Source organism: Luteimonas wenzhouensis, from assembly GCF_007859305.1.
GTDB lineage: Bacteria > Pseudomonadota > Gammaproteobacteria > Xanthomonadales > Xanthomonadaceae > Luteimonas > Luteimonas wenzhouensis.
Map to the genome: position 1 here is coordinate 37236 of NZ_VOHE01000006.1, position 20772 is coordinate 58007.

The window sequence follows — 20772 nt, forward strand, 5'->3', positions numbered from 1 at the left end:
CAGCGACCCGTTGCGCGGCTTTTGCTGCACTGCAACTTTACATGGATTCAAGTCACAATGATTGTTATAAATAACTAATTTCCGCGCCGGTCGGCCCACGACGGCAATCCACGAGACCTGTTCCCCAGGGAGGAACGCCAGGTGATCCACGCTCTGCTCCGCCATCGCCGACTGGCCACGGCCGTCGCCCTCGCCCTCTCCGCCTCCGCCGCGGCCGCGCACGCCCAGGACCCCGCGCCCGCGGCCGATGACCAGATCCAGGTGCTCGACGAGATCCGGGTCACCGCCGAACGCCGCAGCCAGAACGTGCAGAAGGTGCCGATCGCGGCGACCGTCATCACCGCCGAGGACATCGATCGCCGCGGCCTGCAGAACCTGCACGACATGATGCAGGCGGTGCCCTCGATCTCGGTCAACCAGGTCAACCGCTCGATGTACATCAACATCCGCGGCGTCGGCCTGGCCCAGACCGCGCCCACCTCCAGCCCCGGCATCGCGTTCTACATCGACGGCCAGCTGGTGCCGCAGGAACAGTCGATCTCGCAGAGCTTCTACGACCTGCAGAGCATCGAGGTGCTGCGCGGCCCGCAGGGCACGCTGACCGGGCAGAACTCCACCGGCGGCGCGATCTACGTGCGCACGCCGGCGCCCGACCACGACGCCACCTTCGGCTACGTCGAGCAGTCGCTGGGCGACTACGGCTGGAGCAAGTCGCTGGGAGCGGTCAACTTCGGCATCAACGAGAACGTCGCGCTGCGCGTGGCGGCCGTGCGCGAAGTCCGCGACAGCTTCACCACCAATACCGGCCCCAGCCCCAGCGACCCGGGCAACACCGACTTCACCGGCGCGCGCGCCAACCTGTCGCTGCGCGGCTTCGACGGCCGCCTGCAGGTGAACCTGCGCGGCGAGTACTACGACAGCGACACCGACAACAACGCCGTCAAGCGCTGGAACGACACCGTCAGCAGCGACCCCTTCAGCATCCAGGAGGACGCGATCTCGTACATGCGCCAGCGCGGCACGCGCACGTCGGCGGAGGCGACCTACGCCCTCACCGACACCCTCGACCTGCGCTGGCTGAGCAGCTGGCAGGACGGCGAGACCGTGGACCAGGCCGACGGCGACCGCACCGACACCGCGCTGCCGCGGCCGGGCACGGGTCGCGTGGGCTACACCAACACCCAGATCGAGAACGCGATCCACGAGGTCAACCTGATCAAGACCAGCGACGGCCCCGTGGACTGGGTGCTCGGCGGCTTCCTGCTCGACGGCCGGATCGACGCCTCGGTGCTGCGCGACAACAACAACACCGTCGACTTCGTGGAATCGACCTCGACCATCGTCACCGAGATGCGCAACAACTCCAAGTCGGTGTTCGGCCAGGCCAACGTGCGCGTGGGCGAGCGCAGCGAAGTGGTGGTCGGCGCGCGGCGCAGCTGGGACCGCCAGTCCTACGACCGCCTGGTAAGCCCCGGCGGCGTCGGCACCACCACGCTCGAGTCGGCGCAGACCACCGGCAAGCTCGCCTTCAACTACGACTTCGCCGACAACGTGATGGGCTACCTCTCGGCCTCCAAGGGCTACAAGGCTGGCGGCGGCAACCTGCCGATCGTGGCGGAGTCGTTCGGCCCGGAGACCAACTACGTCTACGAAGCCGGCCTGAAGTCGACGCTGTTCGACCGCCGCCTGCGCCTCAACGCCGCGGCGTTCTACTCCGACTACCGCGACATGCAGCTGGCCAGCCTCGCCAGCGGCCTGCCGCTGACCCAGAACGCCGCCTCCGGCAAGGCCAGGGGCATCGAGCTCGAAGCGGTGGCCCTGCTCGGCAACGCCTCGATCAACGCCGGCCTGGGCTGGCTGGACGCGGAGTTCGGCGCGGACGCGATCCTGCAGAACACGCTCACCAACCTCAACGAGCTGGTCCGCAAGGGCGACGTGCTGCCATTCTCGCCCGACGTCACCTTCAATGCCGGCGTGCAGTACGACTTCGTGTTCGGCGAGAAGGTGCTGACGCCGCGCCTGCAGTACACCTACGTCAGCGAGAGCTACTCCACGCCGTTCCAGAGCGAGCGCACGAAGATCTCCTCGCGCAGCGTGTTCGACGCGAAGCTGAGCCTGCGCTACAGCGACAGCCTGAGCTTCGACGCGTTCGTGAACAACCTGTTCGACGACACCTACTCGACCATGCAGCTGATGAACGCCTCGTCCGCCGACGGCGGGACGCTGTACGGCGCGCCGCGCCACTACGGCGTGCGCGTGCGCTACGACTTCTACTAAGCTGCGGCGACGCCAGCAGGGGCCGGCCCGGGGCCGGCCCCTCGCCGCTTGCAGGACCACCATGCCCCACACCTCACGTCGTCGCGTACTGCGCCCCCTCCTCGCCCTCGGTGCGATCGCCGGCCTGGCCGCCGCCGGCCTCGCGGCCAGCGTCCAGCCCGACCGGTGGTGGAAGCCCGGCGAAGGCCGGGTGATGCAGGAAAGCACCGACTACCCCAACGCCGCCGGCTCGCTGCGCGTGCTGCTGGTCGACGGCCCGATGGACACCCGCGGCCACCCGTTCTTCGAACCGCTCGGGGAAAACGGCCGCGCCTGCGTGACCTGCCACCAGCCGTCGGACGCGATGAGCCTGTCGCTCGATTCGATCCGCCGGCAGTGGGAGCTGCGCGGGCACCACGATCCGCTGTTCGCCGCCTTCGACGGCTCCAACTGTCCCGACCTGCCGCAGGAGCGGCGCGAGTCGCACTCGCTGCTGCTCGACCACGGCCTGATCCGGATCGCGCGGCCGTGGCCGCCGCGCGACCACGACGGCAGCCCGATCGAGACCGACTTCGAAATCGAAGTCGTGCGCGACCCGACCGGCTGCAACCTCAGCGACCGCTGGGGCCTGGCCGCGCCCGAGCCGATGGTGTCGGTCTACCGCCGCCCGCGCCCGGTCGCCAACTTCAAGTACATCCTCGCGATGGGCTTCGCGGTCGATCCCAAGCGCAGCCAGCCGCTGCCGATCGACCCCGAGACCGGCCAGATGGTGTCCGGCAACCTGATGGCCGACCGGCGCGTGCTGAGCCTGGAGGCGCAGATCCGCGACGCCCTGCAGACCCACCTGGAGTTCAAGGGCAGGCTGTCGCCGGAGGACATCGCCCGGATCACCGACTTCGAGCAGCGCGTGTACGCGGCGCAGCAGACCTCGCGCGTCGGCGGCGACCTCGACACCGGCGGCGCGACGGGCGGACCGGCGACGCTGCGCGACTCGCCGGCTGGGCGCCTGGGCAGCCAGGGCGTGCCGGTGTGGAGCGAGTTCAACGCCTGGGCCGACGCCGGCAAGGACGCGAGCCTCACCCCCGGGCAGCGCGCGTGGCGCGAATCGGTGGCGCGCGGCGCGCAGAACTTCCGCGAGCGCATGTTCCTGATCAGCGACACCACCGGCATCAACTCGCCGATGGGCTTCGGCAATCCGGTGCTCGACCGCTGCGCCTTCTGCCACAACATGAGCCAGATGGGCATGGACGTGGCCCCGGGCCAGGTCGACCTGGGCACCACCACCCGGCCGTTCGCCGATCCGCAGCCGCACCTGCCGCTGTTCCGCATCACCTGCACCGGCGAGCCGCATCCGCACTACGGCCGGGTGATCGAGACCCACGATCCCGGCTTCGCCCTGACCACCGGCCGCTGCGCCGACGTCGGCAAGATCACCCTGCAGAGCCTGCGCGGGCTCGCGGCGCGCGCGCCGTACTTCTCGAACGGTTCGGCCAAGACCCTGCGCGAGGTGATCGAGTACTACGATCGCCGCTACAACATCGGCTACTCGGAGCAGGAAATCCAGGACCTGGTGCACCTGATGGAGGCCCTGTGAGCGCGTTCGCACCCCTGCGCGCGCTGGCCGCGGCGCTGGCCCTCGGCCTGGCCCTGCCGGCCTGCGCCACGCCCGCCGCGCCGGAGACCTCGCCGGAGCTGCGCTTCGTCACCTGCCCGGTCTACCGCAACACCGACGCCGGCCGCAAATCCGGCTGCTGGCTGGCCGACAGCCCGGAAGACGGCCTGCGCTACGACGTCACCCGCTCGCCGACCAAGCCCGACTGGAACCGCGCGGTACTGGTCGAAGGGAGAGTGTCGGCCGGGCAGGCCGACACCTGCGGCGGCATCGTGCTCGAGCCGGTGCGCGTGTCCGTGCTCGCGCAGGCGTGTCCGCGCGCGATGCTCCCGGCCCAGGGCTATCCCGGCGTGCGCTTCCAGCTGCCGGCGCGCAACATCCGGCCGATCCATGAGCCGCGCGAACTGCCGGCCAGGCCGTACGCCGAACGCACCTTCGGCGTGTGGTTCGACCATGGCCGCGACTTCATCGTCTACCAGCTCAGCGACTACTTCACCCACATGGCCTCGCTGTACGCGTTGGACATCGACGCCAGCCGGGTGGAAATCACCGGCTGGTCGGTGACCACGCCCGAGACGGTGTCCGGGCACGTGCTGGTGGAAGACGCGATGCTCGCCCGCCGGCGCGCGGACGCGGTCGCCAACTGGCTGCGGATGATGGGCGTGCCCGCCGAACGCATCGTGGTCAAGGTCGCGCACGACGGGTCCACGTCCACGCTCGAGGGCAGCGACGGGCTGCTGTCGCCGTCGCGGCGCCGGGTCGAGGTCCGGGTCATCCCCTGAGCGGGGAGGCGGTTCCTACGCGAAGCCGGCAGGGCGGCGCGGGCCGCTGGCCTCGCGCCGTTCGGCCATGGAGCCGCATCCGTCGCGGCGACCGGCCCAGGCCGCCTCAGTCCTCGCGACGACGGAACGGCAGCACCACGCCGCGTTCGTCGTCGCGCCGCTCCCCACGGTTCCACAGCACCGGCACGTCGCGCGGGGAACCGGGTTCCCAGGTGTCGCGTTCGGCCTGCGCCGCGCGCTCGGCCTCTTCCTCCTCGATCTCCCAGCTGTAGCGGCGCCGCGGCGGGATCGGATCGCTGCCCCGGAGCAGCCACGCCGCGAGCACGCCGCCGAGCGCGCCGCCCAGGTGCGACTGCCAGGACACGCCGGGCTCATGGGGCAGCACCGTGAGCAGCATGCCGCCGTAGAAGAAGAAGGCGATCATGCCGGCGGCGATCGAGGCGCGGTCGCGGCGCAGCAGCCCGAGCACGAACACCAGGAACATCAGCCCGTGGGTCAGGCCGCTGGCGCCCAGGTGCCAGGAGCCGGGCTCGCCCAACAGCCACGCGCCCAGCCCCGAACCCAGCCACATCAGCGGCAGCGCGCGCACGGTGGCGCGCGGATACACCGCCAGCGCGAGCGTGCCGAGGATCAGCAGCGCCGAGGCGTTCGCCAGCAGGTGCGCGGGCGACCCGTGCAGCAGCGGGGCGGTGAGCAGGCCCAGCAGCCCGGCCGCCGACCCCGGCCCGACCGCCAGCGCGCGGGCGTCGCCCAGACCCTGCAGGCCGAACACCAGGACCAGCAGCAGCACGAAGGCGAGGCTGCCCCGGACCGCATTGGCCAGGCGCCGCTTGTCGGCGGCCCGCTGGGCGACCGGATCCCGGGGTTCGTCGGCGGAGCGCAGGTGCATTCGCCAAGGGTGGCGGCGGATCGCGGGGATGCAAGGGTCTGGCGGCTTGCCCCCACCCCAACCCTCCCCCGCAGGCGGGGGAGGGAGTGCCCCTCGCCTTCGTAGCGCGTCCGGCCGTGCTCCCTCCCCCCGCCTGCGGGGGAGGGGGTGCCGGCGCATTGGTAGTGCATCCGGCCGTGCTCCCTCCCCCGCCTGCGGGGGAGGGTTGGGGTGGGGGCAAGCCGCCCACGTAAACTGGCATCCATGACCGACCCCCTCCCCACCATCCGCCTGCGCAACGCCTGGCGCTCCAGCCACCCGTGGATCTTCCAGCGCCTGGTCGAGAAGCCGGCCCAGCGGGTCAAGCCCGGCAGCATCGTCGACATCGTGGGCGTGGATGGGGCCTGGATCGGACGCGGCTTCTACAACGGCCACTCGCGCATCGCCCTGCGCATCCTTGAGACCGATCCGGACGTGGCGGTCGACGCCACCTGGTTCGCGCGCAGGATCGCCGAGGCCGTGCACCTGCGTCGCGAGGTGCTGCGCCTGGACGACACCAGCAACGCCTGGCGCGTGGTCCACAGCGAGGGCGACGGCCTGAGCGGCCTGGTCGTGGACCGCTACGACGACCTGCTCGTGGTCGAGTACTTCAGCGCCGGCATGTTCCGCCACCGCGAGTGGATCCACGACGCCCTGCGCGCGCAGTTCCCCGGCTGTCGCTTCCATGCCCTGGCCGACGAGCACGTGCAGAAGCAGGAGTCGTTCGACTTCCGCGAAACCGCCGGTACCGAGCCGGCGGTCATCACCGAGCACGGCGTCCGCTTCCGTGCCGACCCGGCCGGCGCGCACAAGACCGGCTTCTTCGCCGACCAGCGCGACAACCGCGAATGGCTCTCGCACCGCTGCGCCGGCAAGCGGGTGCTCGACCTGTGCTGCAACACCGGCGGCTTTGGCATCTACGCCGCGGTGCGCGGCGCCGCCGAGGTGGTGGGCATCGACATCGATGAAGCGGTGCTGGAGATTGCCCGCGGCAACGCCCGGCTCAACAACGTGCGTCCGCGCTTCGTCCAGGCCGACATCTTCCCGTGGCTGCGCGACGCGGCCGCCAACCGCGAGCGCTTCGACGTGGTGGTGCTCGACCCGGCGAAGATGACCCGCGACCGCGAGCAGGTGATCCCTGCGCTCAAGAAGTACCTGGACATGAACAAGCTGGCGCTGGGCGTGGTGAAGCCGGGTGGCCTGTTCGCCACCTTCTCCTGCACCGGCCTGGTGAGCGAGGAGCAGTTCCTCGACATGCTGCGCCGCGCCGCGTTCTACGCCGGGCGCACGGTGCAGGTGCTGAAGGTGGCCGGCGCCGGCGCCGACCATCCGTTCCTGGCCCACGTGCCCGAGTCGCGCTACCTGAAGGCGGTGTTCTGCCGCGTGCTGGATTGAACCATCGGTCCGCGGGCCCGCGCCGGGGCGCCCGGCGACGACATCGTGCGGGCCCACGGCGAGGGCGCGGCCGGCAACGCGCGGTCGGCGCCACCGGCCCGCCGGTGCGGATCGTGCCCTGACCGCCTGGCGACTGTGTCGATCGTCACCGTGACCATCCGGTCATGCCGCGCCGGTCGCGCTGGCGTTTCATTCACGACTCGACGGCAATCGGAGACCTTGCCATGCGAATGCCCCTGCTGGCCGTCCTCCTGCTGGCCACCAGCCCGCTGTGCGCGCAGGTGGCCCCTGCGCCGCACGACGGGCCGCGGGCGCCTTTCGCCGGTCCGCCCACGCGGGTCCTGGTGCTGGGCAGCGTGCACCTGGCGCAGGAGGAGGGCGGTCCGGTCACCGCCCGCGAGACCGGTCGGCTGCTGGAGCGCCTGGCCGCGTTCGGTCCGCAGGTGATCACCGTCGAAGCGATGCGCGGCGAGACCTGCGACCTGATGCGCCGCCACCCGGCGGTGTACGACGAGGAGGGCATCGCGCACTACTGTCCCGACACCGACGCGGCACGGGCCGCCACCGGCCTGGACGTGCCGGCCGCCATCGCCTCGGTGGAGGAACAGCTGGCCGCGTGGCCGCAGTCGCCGACCGCGGCGCAGCGCCGGCGCCTGGCCGCGACCTTCCTGGCCGCGGGCGACCTGACCTCGGCCCTGGTGCAGTGGCTGTACCTGCCCGAAGCCGAGCGCCGCGCCGGCGACGGGCTCGACGCCGCGCTGGTGCAGGCGCTGCGCAAGCGGGCCGCGTCCAGCAACGAGAACACGGTGATCGGCGCCGCGCTGGCCGTGCGCCTGGGGCTGCAGCGCGTGCATCCCGTGGACGACCACACCGGCGACAACCTGCGCATCGACGACGAGGACGCCTACGCCGCCGCGATCCGCGGCGCCTGGGACCGCGCGCCGCCCGAATGCGCCGCAACGTACGCGTACCTGCGCGAACTGCGGCAGGCGCCGGACCTGCTGCCGCTGTACCAGCACATCAATCGCGCCGCCTACCAGACGGTGCCGATGCGCTGCGACTTTGCGCTCGCGCTGGCCGACACCTCGCCGCAGCGTTACGGCCGCCAGTACGTCACCGGCTGGGACCTGCGCAACCTGCGCATGGTCGCCAACATCGGCGAGACCTTCCGCGAGCGTCCCGGGGTGCGGGTACTGAGCATCGTCGGCGTCTCGCACAAGCCCTGGTTCGACCGCCTGCTCGGGCAGCTGCAGGGCGTGGAGGTGGTGGACGCCGCACAGGTGCTGGGCGACTGAGCCCGCGGCTCAGCGGGCGAGCAGCCAGTCGCGCAGCACGCGCGCGCTGTTCATCACCGGGTCGCGCGCGGCGTAGACGAAGGTGGTGCGGCCCCGGCGCAGCCAGTCGCGCAGCTCCTCGACGGCGGCGGCATTGGCCTCCAGCTCGGCGTGGTAGCGGCGCACGAACTCCTCGAACCGCGACGGCTCGTGGCCATACCACTGGCGCAGGCCCGGGCTGGGCGCGATGTCCTTGAGCCACAGGTCCAGCGCCAGCGCCTCCTTGCCGACGCCGCGCGGCCACAGCCGCTCGACCAGGATCCGCGCGCCGTCGGCGCGGGCCGGTGGCTCATAGGCGCGCTTGAGCCGGATGTCCATGGACCGACTCTAGGCCCATGGACGGCGCCGATCAATCCGCGCCCGCCGCGCTCAGTAGCCCTGTTCGCGCAGCGTCGCGCGCACCTGTTCGTGCCGCGCCTGCAGCGCCGGCGCAGGCGCGGGGCCGAGCAGGCTGACCACCACGATCGCCACGGTCGCGGCGAGGAAGCCCGGCACCATCTCGTACAGCGCGCTGCCGGTCTGCTTCCACAGCAGCACGGTGGCCGCGCCCACCAGCATGCCGGCGAGCGCGCCGTTGCGGGTCATGCGTTTCCAGAACACCGAGAGCACCACCACCGGCCCGAAGGCCGAGCCGAACCCCGCCCACGCGTAGGCGACCAGGCCCAGCACCCGCGATTCGGGATCGCGCGCGATCCACATCGCCAGCGCGGCCACCGCCAGCACCATCGCGCGACCGAACCAGACCAGCTCGCGGTGCCCTGCGCGCGGACGCAGGAAGCCGCGGTAGAAATCCTCGGTCAGGGCGCTCGAGCACACCAGCAGCTGCGCCGCCAGCGTGCTCATGATCGCGGCCAGGATCGCCGACAGCAGCACGCCCGCGATCCACGGGTTGAACAGGAGTTCGGAGAGCACGATGAACACCCGCTCGGGGTTGGCCTCCACCGGCGCGGCATGCTCGGGATGGGACGCGAACCAGGCGATGCCGAAGAAGCCGGTGGCCATCGACCCGGCCAGGCACAGCACCATCCAGGTCATGGCGATGCGGCGTGCGCGCGGGATGGTGGCCAGGCTGTCGGCGGCCATGAATCGCGCCAGCAGGTGCGGCTGGCCGCAGTAGCCCAGGCCCCATGCCAGCAGCGAGACGATCGCCATCGCGCCGCCGGCGGCGAACCAGTCCAGTCGCGAGGGATCCACCTGGTCGATCAGCGACAGCGCCTGTACCGGCCCGCCGACGCCGATGATCGCGAACACCGGTACCAGCAGCAGGGCGAAGATCATCAGCGTGGCCTGGACCGTGTCCGTCCAGCTCACCGCCAGGAAGCCGCCGATGAAGGTGTAGGCGATGGTCACCGCCGCGCCCCACAGCATCGCCTGCCCGTACGGCAGCCCGAACATGCTCTCGAACAGGCGCGCGCCGGCGACGATGCCCGAGGCGCAGTAGATCGCGAAGAACACCAGGATCACCAGCGCCGACAGGATCCGCAGCAGCCGGCTGCGGTCCTCGAAGCGGTGGGTGAAGTAGTCGGGCAGGGTCAGCGCGTTGTCCGTGCGCTCGGTGTAGACCCGCAGCGGGCCGGCGACGAAGCGCCAGTTGGCCCAGGCGCCGATCACCAGCCCGATCGCGATCCAGGACTCCGACGCGCCGCCCAGGTACAGCGCGCCGGGCAGGCCCATCATCAGCCAGCCGCTCATGTCCGAGGCGCCGGCGGCCAGCGCGGTCACGTAGCTGTTGAGCGAGCGCCCGCCGAGGATGTAGTCGTCGAAGGTCCGCGTGCGCCGCCAGGCGATGAAGCCGATCGCGACCATGAGCAGCAGGTAGGCGGCGAAGGTGAGGAACAGCGGCGAGGTGTAGGACATGCGGCGGGCACCGGGCAGGAAGCAGCTGCCGAGTGTGGCCGAAGTCGTGCCGGGGGCGCCAATGACCAACGGCACGGCCCGCGCCGGACGCGGCCGGGGCGCGGGGGCGCGGGCCGGATCGCGCGGCCCGGCCGGGACAGGCGTGCGTCCGGAGGCTAGCGGGTGATCGTCCGGGCGTCGTCCGTCGTGTCGACGGGGCCGCGCAGCAGGGCCAGGTCGGCGACGAGCGCGGCGTACGCGGCCTCGCGCGCCGCGCCGTCCTGCTGGCGCAGCACCCAGGCCGGATGCACTGTGAGCAGGGCGCGGGTGCCGTCATGCAGCTCGCGCCACCGGCCGCGCTCTTCCATCAGCCGCACGCCGCGGCCGAGCAGGGCCATGGCCGCGGTCGCGCCGAGGCAGACGATCGCCTCCGGCCGCACCGCCTCGATCTCGCGCGCCAGCCAGGGGCGGCAGGCCTCGACGTGCATGGCCTCGGGATTCCGGTGCAGGCGGCGCTTGCCGCGCCGTTCGAAGCGGAAATGCTTGACCGCGTTGGTGAGGTAGAAGGTATTGCGATCCAGCCCGAGCTCGGCCAGTGCGCGGTCGAGCAGCCGGCCGGCCGGGCCGGAGAACGGGCGGCCGGTGAGGTCCTCGGTATCGCCCGGCTGTTCGCCCAGCAGCAGCACGCGCGCGTCCACCGGGCCTTCGCCGAACACCGTCTGCGTCGCCGGTTCCCACAGCGGACAGGCGCGGCAGCCGCGTGCGGCGTCGCGCAGCGAGGGCAGGTCGGGCGTGTCCTGCAGCCGCGGCACCTCGTCGGGGCGCACGGGGACGACTTTTGCCGGCCCGGCGCGCGCGGGAATCCTGCGCCGCGGCGCCTGCGCTTCGCGCTCGGCCATCTCGTGCACGCGCGTGCCGGCCTCGCGCACCAGGGTCGGCAGCAGCTGCGCCTCGGGCAGGTGCTTCCAGTACTTCACCGGCATTTCCTGGCGCATCATCCGCGGGTTGAGCCGCGCAGGATTGAAGATGTGGGCGTAGTAGGTCCGCCACAGGTCCTCGTGCGCGTCGTCGGGTGGCGCGTCGGACGCGAGCGCGCCGTCGCCGAAGGCCAGCGCCTGGCCATCCCAGCGCGCGCTGCGGTAGGGGGTGAGGATCGCCCAGCGCATGCCGGCGAAACGGCGCGCGAAGAACGGCGCGACCCGGTCGACGATGCGGTGTTCGGGCTCGAACCAGGCGATGAAGGCGTCGCCATCGCCCGGCACGGCGCGGAAGCGCACGAAGGCCTTCATCTTGTGCGCGTCGCGGCGTACGGCCTGGGCCAGCGCCTGGGCGCGGCGCACGTCGGCATCGGCGGGGTTGGAGAGCACGGTCGGCCCGCCGTGGTTGATCCGCCACAGCAGCCGGTACAGCAGCCCGAGCCGCTGCGGGTCGCGATGGCAGAGCACGTCCCCGGCGATGCCAAGCAGGGCGCTGGAGGCGCGCGGAATGAGGCGGGTCGTCGGCGCCCCGCGCAGGTCCGGCGCCGCCAGCAGCGCGGCGGGCGCGTTGCCGTCCTGCCAGTCGATGTCTACGGGCGGCACCCGAGCCCGCAGCGCATGGCGCGCGATGTCGCGCCAGGCGTCGAGGTCCCAGGGCGGATCGACGCGGGCGGTCCAGCGCGCCATCAGGCGGCCGCGTCGAACAGCGATCCCTGCTGCGGCGGCGGCGCCAGCTTCGCGCGCAGCGCCTGCGGATCGTCGAGCGCGCGCCGCGGATGGTGGTCGGCCAGCTGCACGAAGGGCAGCAGTTTCGACAGCGGCGCACGCAGGCGGGCGAGGTCGGCCACGCGCAGGCGGCCGTGGCGGCGCGCTGCGATCACGCGCTCGACGTTGCGCAGGCCCAGGCCTGGCACGCGCAGCAGCAGTTCCTTCGCCGCGGTATTGAGATCGACCGGGAAGCGGTCGGGATGGCGCAATGCCCAGCCGAGTTTCGGATCGACATCGAGATCGAGCATGCCGTCGCCGCGGCCATCGGCGATCTCCTCGATGCGGTAGCCGTAGAAGCGCAGCAGCCAGTCGGCCTGGTACAGGCGGTGCTCGCGCTGCAGCGGCGGTGCACGCGGCGGCAACTTGCTGCTGGCGTCGGGAATCGGGCTGAAGGCCGAGTAGTAGACGCGGCGCAGCCGGTAGTTGCCGTAGAGGTTGTCGGCCATCGACAGGATGGTGCGGTCGTTGGCGCCGTCCGCGCCGACGATCATCTGCGTGCTCTGCCCGGCAGGCGAGAACCGGGGCGCACGCCGGCGTGGCGCGCCGGCGACCGTAGCGGTGCCGGTCGCCGCCTTGCGCGCCTGCTTCGATTCCTCGATCCGCCAGCGCAGTTCGCCCATCGCGCCGCGGATGGCGGGCAGCTGCTTCTCCGGGGCGAGCGCGGCCAGGCCCTGCTCGGTGGGCAGTTCGACATTGATCGACAGCCGGTCGGCGTAGCGGCCCGCGGCGGCCAGCAGCTCGGGGGAGGCCTCGGGAATGGTCTTGAGGTGGATGTAGCCGGCGAAGCGGTGCTCCTCGCGCAGGCGGCGCGCCACCTCCACCAGCTGCTCCATGGTGTAGTCGCCGCTGCGGATGATGCCGCTGGAGAGGAACAGGCCTTCGATGTAGTTGCGCCGGTAGAAGTCGAGGGTGAGCCGGACCACCTCGTCCACGGTGAACCGCGCGCGCGGCACGTTGCTCGACACGCGGTTCACGCAGTAGGCGCAGTCGTAGACGCAGAAGTTGGTCAGCAGGATCTTGAGCAGCGACACGCAGCGGCCATCCGGCGTGTAGCTGTGGCAGATGCCCATGCCTTCGGTGCTGCCGATGCCGCCGCTGCGCGAGGAATCGCGCCGGCCGGCGCCGCTGGAGGCGCAGGAGGCGTCGTATTTGGCGGCATCGGCCAGGATGGACAGTTTGCGGGCCGTTTCCATCGCCGCAGGCTGGAAGCCCGCAGTCTCAGTCCGTGAGACGCCGGCGCATCGATCATGAACAGCCGGCGCCGGGCTGTTCAGCCGCGCACCCGCCCGGGTCGCGGGCTGGCCGCGCGCTGGCGCCGCTGCTGGAACTGCAGGCGCGGATCTCGGCGCTGCCGGCCGCGGACGGCCTGCTGGCCGAGTTCGCGAAGACGCGCGAAGGCTGGCACCTGTTCGTGTATCCCTTCGCCGGGCGTGGCGTGCACGAGGGACTGGCCGCCCTGCTGGCGCTGCGCTGGAGCCGGCTGGCACCCAACACCTTCGGCTTCGCGGTCAACGACTACGGCCTGGCGCTGACCGCGCACGCACGGACGCAAATGGACGCGGACACGCTGCGCGCGCTGCTCGACCCCGCGCAACTGTTCGACGACCTGCGCGACGGCGCCAACCTGGGCGAACTGGCGCGGCGCCAGTTCCGCGAGATCGCGCGCGTGGCCGGCCTGCTGCCGCCGTCGCTGCCGGGGCGCGCGCTGCGCAGCCTGCGTCAGCTGCAGGCCTCCGGCCGCCAGCTGCTGCGGTTGCCCTGAGGTGCCGCCCGGCGGCGCGCCCGGAGCGGCATGCCTGCGGCCGCGCCCGGCCCGCGCCGTGCGTGGACGCGCATGCCGCATCCGCGTGCGGCCGAGGCCTGGGCATGGCACCAGCGGGCACGTGCCGCCAGGGCCGTCGATGCGCCGCGCGGAGCGGTCGCGCGTCGCGCCAGAGCGCATCGCTGCTGAACCCGCGCTTTCGATTGGTTCCGCACACGGGATAAAGAATCCACAACGGAGGGATTGGCCAGGCGGCATGCGCACCCATCTCCAGGACACGCCCGGTGGCGTTGTGGCATGACGCCCCGTGGCCGACCGACTGCTCCATCCCCCAACAGGAGACACACATGCGTTCCAAGCTTCTTGCCACCACGCTCGCCGCCGTGCTGCTGGGCGGCGCCTCGTTCGCCCATGCCCAGGACACCGGCTGGTATGCCGGACTCGGCGTTGGCCAGTCGCTGGTCGACGAGCGCGGATACGACGACGAGGACACCGCGTTCTCGGCCTTCGGCGGCTACCAGTTCCACCGCAACTTCGCGCTCGAGGCCGGCTACACCGACCACGGCAAGCTGAAGCCGGACGGCGCCGGGCAGAACCTGGACGCGACCTCGGCGTCGCTGGCGGCGGTCGGCATCGTGCCGTTCACCGACCGCTTCTCGGGCTACGCCAAGGCGGGCATCCAGCGTTGGGACCTCAAGCGCACCTTGCCGGACCTGACCGGTACCGGCAAGGGCGATGGCACCGATCCGCTGTACGGCCTCGGCCTGCAGTACCGCTTCACCGACGCGGTGGCGCTGCGCGGCGAGTACGTCCGCAGCGAGTTCGAGGACGCCGACGTCGACACCGCCCAGGTGCAGGTGCGGTTCGACTTCTGATCCGCGCCACGCCGGCACGGCCGGCGACACTCCGCACGGCCCGGTGCGCGCCAGCACCGGGCCCTTTTATTGCCTGTCCATGGCGCCCGGACGTCGCCGGCCACGCGCGGGCCGGGGTGCCGTGCGCCGCGCCAGGTCCCCGCGATGGACCGGGCAGCCGCAACAGGGGCGGGGGTGGCCGAAGACCGACGGACACATGGCAAAGCCGCGGGGCGGGCGCAGGCGCGCGCGGCCGGGACCGCGGGTCGGGGATCAGAACGGCTGTTCCGGACCCACCGGCACCACCCCGGTCGGATTGATGGTGGTGTGGCTCTGGTAATAGTGGCGCTTGATGTGGTCGAAGTGCACGGTGTCGCGGATGCCCGGCACCCCCATCATGCGCGCGGTGAAGGCATGCAGCGCGGGGTAGTCGGCGATCCGCCGCAGGTTGCACTTGAAGTGGCCGTGGTAGACCGGATCGAAGCGGATCAGGGTGGTGAACAGGCGGATGTCGGCCTCGGTCATCGCGTCGCCGACCAGCCAGTCGCGGCCCGAGAGCTGCTGCTCCAGCCAGTCGAGGGTCTCGAACAGCGGCAGCACCGCTTCCTCGTAGGCCTCCTGGGTGGTGGCGAAGCCGGCGCGGTACACGCCGTTGTTGACCGTGTGGTAGACGCGCTCGTTGACCGTGTCGATCCGCGCGCGCAGCGGCCCGGGATAGAAGTCGCCCGGTTTCGCGCCCAGCCCGTCGTAGGCGGTGTTGAGCATGCGGATGATCTCGGACGACTCGTTGTTGACGATGCTGTCGGTCTGCTGGTCCCACAGCAGCGGCACGGTCACGCGGCCGGTCATCCCGGGACGGGCGCGGGTGTAGAGCTGGTGCAGGTAGCGCGCACCCATCACCGGCTCGGGGCCGACGCCGGGGCCGGGCTCGAACGTCCAGCCGTGCTCGCGCATGCGCCAGTGCACCACCGACACCGGCAGCAGGTCATCGAGCCCCTTGAGCGCGCGCACGATCAGGGTGCGGTGCGCCCAGGGGCAGGCGTAGCTCACGTACAGGCGATAGCGGCCGGGTTCGGCGCGGTATCCGCGCTGCCCGTCGGGCCCGGGGCCGCCGTCCGCGCTCAGCCAGTCGCGGAAACTGGCCTCCTCGCGCTTGAAGCGGCCGTCGCCGCTGGTGTCGTACCACTTGTCGTGCCATTCGCCTTCGATCAACAGGCCCATCGGACGCCTCCTGCGCGTGCGCATGGAACAACGATGATGCCAGCCGCCGGCGGCGCGCGCGTTCACCCGTCCTGCATGCAGCCGGACTACGCGGGTCAGCGCGCGTCGTGCGCTGTCCATGCCGGTCGCGCCTGGAGTCGCGCCGACGCGCCAGGAAGCCAAGGGCGGCGTCGCCGTATACTTCCGCGGCGATGAGCCGCCGACCGTCCATCCGCAGGCATCTGGCCGTGCTCGCCCTGCTGGCGGCGCTGCTGGCGGCGTTGGCGCCGACGGTGAGCCGCACGCTGGCGGCCACGGCCGCGAAGGGCACGCCGATCCTGATGGAAATGTGCACGATGGCGGGCATCCAGCTGATCGATGTGTCGCCGTTCCTGGGCGCCTCCGACGGCGACCCCGCACCGTCGCCGCCGCCGACCGCGCCGATGGCGCCGGCCTGCGACTACTGTGTGCTCGCCACCCCGCTGCTGGTGGTGCTGGCGCTGCTGCTGGCCGCGCTGGCGTGGAGGCCCGCGCCGCCCGCCGATCGCCGCTACGCGCTGGCGCAACGGCCGCTGCGCAACCTGCGCGGGCTGGGCTCCCAGGCGCCACCCGTCCTGTCCTGAACCGCACGTCCGACCGGTCCGCGCGCGGCCTTCGCGCCGCGCCTTCGTGCTTCAGGAGCAGAACATGCCGATCCCATCCCGGCGGGCGCCGCGTGCGCCGCGCCCGTGCGTGGCCGTGCTGGCCGCGCTGTCGTTGTCTGCCACCGCGTTCGCCGGGGCCGCGCCCGGGCACCGGCCGCCGCCGGACGCCAGGACGCTCGATGCCGTCGAGGTCCAGGGCCACCGCAGCCCGATCGACGCCGAACGCGCGCTCACGCCCGGCGGCGTCAGCATCGTCGACGGCGACAGCTTCCACCAACGTCCGGTCACCAACCTGGCCGACGCGCTGCGCTACGTGCCCGGCGTATGGGTCGAGAGCAGCACCGGGGGCGATGCCGTGTTCCTCTCCAGCCGCGGCTCGAACCTCGATGCCACCGGCTACGACGGCAATGGGGTCAAGCTGTTCCAGGACGGCCTGCCGGTGTCCACGGCCGACGGCAACAACCACAACCGCTTCCTCGACCCGGTGGCGGCCCGGCACGTGGTGGTCGCGCGCGGCGCCAATGCGCTGACCTACGGTGCCAGCAACCTGGGCGGCGCGATCGACTTCATCACGCCCACCGCGCGCAACAGCCCGCCGGCGCAGGCCGCGTTTGCCGCCGGCAGCCACGGGCTGTGGAGCGGACGACTGACCGCCGGCGGCGTGTCGGGCGATCTGGATGGAATGCTGACGCTCGAAGCGCTGGGCCGCGACGGCCACCGCGAACACAGCCGCCAGGACCGCGCCGGGCTGTATGCCAACGCCGGCTGGCGCGCCACGCCCGCGCTGGAGCTGCGCCTGTTCGCCAGCTACATCGACAGCGAGGAGGAGCTGGCCGGCGGCCTGAGCCGCGCGCAGTTCGACGCCGATCCCTACCAGGCCAACCCTTCGGCGGTCAGCGGCAATTTCCAGCTCGACGTGCGCACCACGCGCCTGGCGGGCAAGGCGCAGTGGGACCCGGGCGACGGCCGGCGACTGGAGACGGGCCTGTCGTGGGAGGAGCAGCACCTGTACCACCCGATCGTCGACAAGGTGATGGTCGATTTCGACGGACCGGGGCCGATGCCGCCGGTGGAGGTGTTCAGCCTGCTCAAGATGACCGACCAGCGCACGGCCGGCGGCATGCTGCGCTACGGCGTGCGCCTCGGCGACCACGACCTGCTGGCCGGCATCGACCTGGCCGACACCCGCGAGACCGGCGGCAACCACCGCAACGACGGCGGCCGCCGCAACGGGCTGACCGGCACCATCGACAACCGCTCCGACAGCGTGGAGCTGTTCCTGGTCGACCGCTGGCGCTTCGCGCCGGACTGGACCCTGGTCTACGGCGCCCAGGGCGTGCTCACCGGCCGAGACGTGCGCAGCACCGACATCGCCAGCGGCGCCTCGCGCCAGCTGCGCGCCGACTACGCCTCGTTCAATCCGCGGCTGGGCGTGATCCGCCGCCTGGCTCCGGGCAGCGAGGCGTTCGCAAGCCTGGGCCGCCTGTATGAAGCGCCGACGGTGTTCGAGCTGGAGGACGACGCCCGCGGCGACGGCTCCACGCTCGACGCCATGCACGGCACGGTGGTCGAGGCGGGCCTGCGCGGTGCCAGTGCACCGGACGGCGCGGCCGCGGCCTGGCACTGGGACGTGTCACTGTACTGCGCGCGCATCCGCGACGCGATCCTGTCGGTGGAAGACCCGTCGGCGCCCGGCACCAGCCTGTCGACCAACATCGCGCGCACCGTGCACGCGGGGCTGGAGGCGGCTGTCGGCGCCAGCTTCCGGCCGGGCGGCGGCGCGTACCGCATCGAGCCGCTGGTCAGCGCCACCGTCAACGCGTTCTCGTTCGACGACGATCCGGTCTACGGCGACAACGACCTGCCGGCGGCACCCGCCTACGCCGTGCGTGGCGAGGTCATGTACCGTCATGCCAGCGGCTTCTTCGCCGGGCCCACCTTCGACCTGGTGGGCGCGCGCCATGCGGATTTCGCCAACCGCTACCGCGTCGGCGGCTACAGTCTGCTGGGCCTGCGCCTGGGCATCGAGCGCGAGCGCTGGCAGCTGTTCGCCGAAGCGCGCAACCTCGCCGACAGGGACCACGTCGGCACGTTCAGCGTCCGCGACCGCGCCGCGCCCGGCGACGCCATCCTCCAGGCCGGCCTGCCGCGCACGCTGCACGCCGGGCTCAGGGTCCGCTTCTGACCGCGCCGGGGCGGTGCCGGCCCGCGCTCCGGCAGCGCCCGCGACCGCAGCCACGTTTTCCTCGAACCACTGGGAGTTGAACGATGAAAACCACGATCTTCCGCGCCGCCGCCCTGGCCCTGCTGCTGGCCGGCTGCGGCCAGCACGGGCAGCAGGCTCCGCATCTGGAGGGCCAGGCGCCGGACCGGGCCACGCACGCGGACCACCCGCAGGCCGCCCGGGACGGACACGGGCAGCACGAGGGCCGGGGCCGCCACTGGCTGGCGGGCGACCTGGAGGTCTCCGCCGCCTGGTCGCGCGCCATTCCGCCGGCGGCGCCGGTGGCCGGCGGCTACCTGGCGATCCGCAACCACGGCGGCGAGGACGACCGCCTGGTCGAGGTGCGCAGCGACGCGGCGCAGCGGGTGGAGATCCACGAGGTCCGGCACGAGGACGGCATGGCGCGCATGCGTCCGCTGCCCGACGGCCTGCCGCTGCCCGCGGGCGAAGCGGTGGAACTGCGTCCCGGCGGCTACCACCTGATGTTCATCGGCCCCGGCGATGGCTTCGTGGCCGGGCGCTCCGTAGCGGCCACCCTGGTTTTCGAGCGCGCCGGCGAGCTGGCGGTGGAGTTCGAGGTGCGGGCGATCGCCGCGCAGTCGCCCGCAGGCGGCCACGAGCACCACTAGGGCCCGGCCTCCCCGCGGCATGGCGCCGCGGGGGGGCCTTGGCGGCCGGGCTCAGCTCTCGCTCATGCCCGCCGCGGGTTCGGGCGCATGGCCGCGGCGCACCGTCTCCTCGATCCGGCGGCCCACGTCGGGGTCGATCGACTTCCAGTAGTCGAACGCGCGCTCGAGCACCGGGCTGCGCACGCCGCCGAGCAGGGCGCCGGACACGGTCTCGACCAGGGCATCGCGCTCGGCGTCGCTGAACACCTCGCGCACCAGCGCGCCGGGCTGGGAGAAATCATCGTCGTCCGCGCGCAGGGTGTAGGCGCTGCGCACCATCTCGCCGTCGGCCTCCCAGCCGTCGTCCATCCGCCCGGTGCGGTCGGCCCACGGGCGTCCGCCGCTGTTGGGGGCGTATACCGGCGCGGCGCCGCTGTGGTGGTAGGCCATGTGGCCGTCGAACTGGTACGTCTCGACCGGCACCCTGGGCTGGTTCACCGGCAGCTGGTGGAAGTTGGTGCCGATCCGCCGGCGCTGCGCGTCGTTGTAGGCGAACGCGCGGCCCAGCAGCATCTTGTCCGGCGACAGGCCGATCCCGGGAACCGTGTTGCCCGGCGAGAACGCGGCCTGCTCGATCTGGGCGAAGAAGTTCTCCGGGTTGCGGTTGAGGGTCATCACGCCCACCCGGATCAGCGGGTAGTCGCGGTGCGGCCACACCTTGGTCAGGTCGAAGGGGTTGATGCGGTAGTGCTTCGCCTCTTCGTAGGGCATCACCTGCACGCTCAGCACCCATTCGGGATGCTCGCCGCGGGCGATGGCGTCGAACAGGTCGCGGCGATGGAAATCCGCGTCGCTGCCGGCCATGGCCATGGCCTCGGCGTTGCTGAAGAACGCCATGCCCTGCTGGGTGTGGAAGTGGTACTTGACGAAGAAGCGTTCGCCGGCGGCGTTGATCCACATGAAGGTGTGCGAGCCGTAGCCGTTCATGTGCCGCCAGGTGCGCGGCAGCCCGCGCGGGCCCATCAGGTAGGTCACCTGGTGGGCCGATTCGGGGTTGAGCGTCCAGAAGTCCCACTGCATGTGGTTGTCGCGCAGGCCCGAGTCGGGCAGCCGCTTCTGGCTGCGGATGAAGTGCGGGAACTTCATCGGGTCGCGGACGAAGAAGATCGGCGTGTTGTTGCCGACCAGGTCGTAGTTGCCTTCGCTGGTATAGAACTTGATCGAGAACCCGCGCACGTCGCGCCAGGTGTCCGGGCTGCCCATCTCGCCGGCCACGGTGGAGAAGCGGATCAGCAGGTCGGTCCTGGCCCCTGGCTGGAACAGCGCGGCCCGGGTGTAGCGCGAGACGTCCCCGGTGGTTTCGAACACCCCGAACGCACCGCCGCCCTTGGCGTGGGGCTGGCGCTCGGGGACCTTCTCCCGGTTGAAGTGCGCCATCTGCTCCAGGAAGTGCACGTCGTGCAGCACGATCGGGCCGTCCGGTCCGATCGTCAGGGAGTGGCGGTCGCTGGGCGCGGGCGCGCCGGTGCTCATCGTCGAACCGGTGCCGTGCTCGTCGTCGTGCCTGGCCATGGCGGTCTCCATCGCGGCGTGGACTGGAGATCATCGCCCCG

16 protein-coding genes and 1 pseudogene are annotated in these 20772 nt (G+C 72.0%); 10 read left to right on the forward strand and 7 right to left on the reverse strand.

What is annotated here, in order from left to right; all coding sequences use genetic code 11:
- The first annotated feature begins 141 nt into the window (after positions 1-141).
- From FQY79_RS11390 to FQY79_RS11400, 3 genes are all read left to right on the forward strand, one after another.
- The gene (locus tag FQY79_RS11390; RefSeq protein WP_222434280.1) at positions 142-2277 is read left to right on the forward strand and encodes a TonB-dependent receptor; all 2136 of its coding nucleotides are present in this window, start codon (positions 142-144) and stop codon (positions 2275-2277) included.
- Between the two features lie 61 nt (positions 2278-2338).
- Entirely contained in the window at positions 2339-3850 is a 1512-nt protein-coding gene (locus tag FQY79_RS11395; RefSeq protein WP_222434281.1) for a hypothetical protein, read from the forward strand.
- On the forward strand, positions 3847-4650 hold the full coding sequence (locus FQY79_RS11400) for a hypothetical protein (RefSeq protein ID WP_146313040.1): 804 nt from the start codon (positions 3847-3849) through the stop codon (positions 4648-4650). The genes FQY79_RS11395 and FQY79_RS11400 overlap by 4 nt, the downstream gene beginning before the upstream one ends.
- Positions 4651-4756: 106 nt before the next feature.
- On the opposite strand, the gene FQY79_RS11405 is transcribed toward FQY79_RS11400, so the two are convergent.
- A complete protein-coding gene (locus FQY79_RS11405) occupies positions 4757-5539 on the reverse strand; it encodes a rhomboid family intramembrane serine protease (protein ID WP_146313041.1) in 783 nt (260 codons plus the stop codon).
- A gap of 243 nt (positions 5540-5782) precedes the next feature.
- Between FQY79_RS11405 and FQY79_RS11410 the strand changes: the two genes are divergently transcribed.
- Together FQY79_RS11410 and FQY79_RS11415 are read left to right on the forward strand one after the other, a co-directional pair.
- Positions 5783-6952 carry a class I SAM-dependent rRNA methyltransferase gene (locus FQY79_RS11410; protein WP_146313042.1) on the forward strand — a complete coding sequence of 390 codons (1170 nt, stop codon included), beginning with the start codon at positions 5783-5785 and terminating at the stop codon, positions 6950-6952.
- A 236-nt stretch (positions 6953-7188) separates the two neighbouring features.
- Positions 7189-8247 (forward strand): DUF5694 domain-containing protein, encoded by a 1059-nt coding sequence (locus tag FQY79_RS11415; protein ID WP_425463207.1) that lies wholly within the window; start codon positions 7189-7191, stop codon positions 8245-8247.
- A 9-nt stretch (positions 8248-8256) separates the two neighbouring features.
- Here FQY79_RS11415 and FQY79_RS11420 read toward each other — a convergent pair whose 3' ends face one another.
- The 4 genes from FQY79_RS11420 to FQY79_RS11435 form a co-directional block, all read right to left on the reverse strand.
- Positions 8257-8604: a DUF488 domain-containing protein gene (locus FQY79_RS11420; RefSeq protein WP_027071944.1), complete on the reverse strand. Its 348-nt coding sequence runs from the start codon at positions 8602-8604 to the stop codon at positions 8257-8259.
- A gap of 51 nt (positions 8605-8655) precedes the next feature.
- Positions 8656-10143 (reverse strand): sodium/proline symporter PutP, encoded by a 1488-nt coding sequence (putP, locus tag FQY79_RS11425; protein ID WP_146313044.1) that lies wholly within the window; start codon positions 10141-10143, stop codon positions 8656-8658.
- 155 nt (positions 10144-10298) lie between these two features.
- A complete protein-coding gene (locus FQY79_RS11430) occupies positions 10299-11786 on the reverse strand; it encodes a UdgX family uracil-DNA binding protein (protein WP_146313045.1) in 1488 nt (495 codons plus the stop codon).
- On the reverse strand, positions 11786-13060 hold the full coding sequence (locus tag FQY79_RS11435; protein ID WP_146313046.1) for a putative DNA modification/repair radical SAM protein: 1275 nt from the start codon (positions 13058-13060) through the stop codon (positions 11786-11788). Before FQY79_RS11435 ends, FQY79_RS11430 begins: the two co-directional genes overlap by 1 nt.
- Before the next feature lie 110 nt (positions 13061-13170).
- On the opposite strand from FQY79_RS11435, the pseudogene FQY79_RS11440 reads away from it, so the two are divergent.
- Both FQY79_RS11440 and FQY79_RS11445 read left to right on the forward strand, forming a co-directional pair.
- Positions 13171-13629: pseudogene (locus FQY79_RS11440) on the forward strand (DNA ligase-associated DEXH box helicase); the annotation flags it as partial.
- Positions 13630-13976: 347 nt separating this feature from the next.
- Entirely contained in the window at positions 13977-14504 is a 528-nt protein-coding gene (locus FQY79_RS11445) for an outer membrane beta-barrel protein (protein ID WP_146313048.1), read from the forward strand.
- Positions 14505-14756: 252 nt separating this feature from the next.
- Here the strand turns inward: FQY79_RS11445 and FQY79_RS11450 are convergent, their stop codons facing one another.
- The gene (locus FQY79_RS11450) at positions 14757-15704 is read right to left on the reverse strand and encodes a glutathione S-transferase family protein (RefSeq protein WP_146313049.1); all 948 of its coding nucleotides are present in this window, start codon (positions 15702-15704) and stop codon (positions 14757-14759) included.
- A 191-nt stretch (positions 15705-15895) separates the two neighbouring features.
- Here FQY79_RS11450 and FQY79_RS11455 point away from each other — a divergent pair, with 191 nt between their 5' ends.
- The 3 genes from FQY79_RS11455 (at position 15896) to FQY79_RS11465 (ending at position 19180) form a co-directional block, all read left to right on the forward strand.
- Entirely contained in the window at positions 15896-16306 is a 411-nt protein-coding gene (locus tag FQY79_RS11455; RefSeq protein WP_146313050.1) for a DUF2946 family protein, read from the forward strand.
- A 64-nt stretch (positions 16307-16370) separates the two neighbouring features.
- Positions 16371-18512, forward strand: a complete 2142-nt coding sequence (locus FQY79_RS11460; protein ID WP_146313051.1) for a TonB-dependent receptor family protein — start codon at positions 16371-16373, stop codon at positions 18510-18512.
- Positions 18513-18595: 83 nt separating this feature from the next.
- The gene (locus FQY79_RS11465) at positions 18596-19180 is read left to right on the forward strand and encodes a copper chaperone PCu(A)C (RefSeq protein WP_146313052.1); all 585 of its coding nucleotides are present in this window, start codon (positions 18596-18598) and stop codon (positions 19178-19180) included.
- A 51-nt stretch (positions 19181-19231) separates the two neighbouring features.
- Here FQY79_RS11465 and FQY79_RS11470 read toward each other — a convergent pair whose 3' ends face one another.
- Positions 19232-20731: a catalase gene (locus FQY79_RS11470; protein WP_146313053.1), complete on the reverse strand. Its 1500-nt coding sequence runs from the start codon at positions 20729-20731 to the stop codon at positions 19232-19234.
- Positions 20732-20772: the final 41 nt, after the last annotated feature.

Excerpts from the sequence above, each read along its gene's own strand:
- FQY79_RS11395 (WP_222434281.1), top strand. The coding sequence starts at position 2,339 with ATGCCCCACACCTCACGTCGTCGCGTACTGCGCCCCCTCCTCGCCCTC.
- FQY79_RS11405 (WP_146313041.1), bottom strand. The coding sequence starts at position 5,539 with ATGCACCTGCGCTCCGCCGACGAACCCCGGGATCCGGTCGCCCAGCGG.
- FQY79_RS11410 (WP_146313042.1), top strand. The coding sequence starts at position 5,783 with ATGACCGACCCCCTCCCCACCATCCGCCTGCGCAACGCCTGGCGCTCC.
- FQY79_RS11420 (WP_027071944.1), bottom strand. The coding sequence starts at position 8,604 with ATGGACATCCGGCTCAAGCGCGCCTATGAGCCACCGGCCCGCGCCGAC.
- putP (WP_146313044.1), bottom strand. The coding sequence starts at position 10,143 with ATGTCCTACACCTCGCCGCTGTTCCTCACCTTCGCCGCCTACCTGCTG.
- FQY79_RS11430 (WP_146313045.1), bottom strand. The coding sequence starts at position 11,786 with ATGGCGCGCTGGACCGCCCGCGTCGATCCGCCCTGGGACCTCGACGCC.
- FQY79_RS11435 (WP_146313046.1), bottom strand. The coding sequence starts at position 13,060 with ATGGAAACGGCCCGCAAACTGTCCATCCTGGCCGATGCCGCCAAATAC.
- FQY79_RS11445 (WP_146313048.1), top strand. The coding sequence starts at position 13,977 with ATGCGTTCCAAGCTTCTTGCCACCACGCTCGCCGCCGTGCTGCTGGGC.
- FQY79_RS11450 (WP_146313049.1), bottom strand. The coding sequence starts at position 15,704 with ATGGGCCTGTTGATCGAAGGCGAATGGCACGACAAGTGGTACGACACC.
- FQY79_RS11455 (WP_146313050.1), top strand. The coding sequence starts at position 15,896 with ATGAGCCGCCGACCGTCCATCCGCAGGCATCTGGCCGTGCTCGCCCTG.
- FQY79_RS11460 (WP_146313051.1), top strand. The coding sequence starts at position 16,371 with ATGCCGATCCCATCCCGGCGGGCGCCGCGTGCGCCGCGCCCGTGCGTG.
- FQY79_RS11465 (WP_146313052.1), top strand. The coding sequence starts at position 18,596 with ATGAAAACCACGATCTTCCGCGCCGCCGCCCTGGCCCTGCTGCTGGCC.
- FQY79_RS11470 (WP_146313053.1), bottom strand. The coding sequence starts at position 20,731 with ATGGCCAGGCACGACGACGAGCACGGCACCGGTTCGACGATGAGCACC.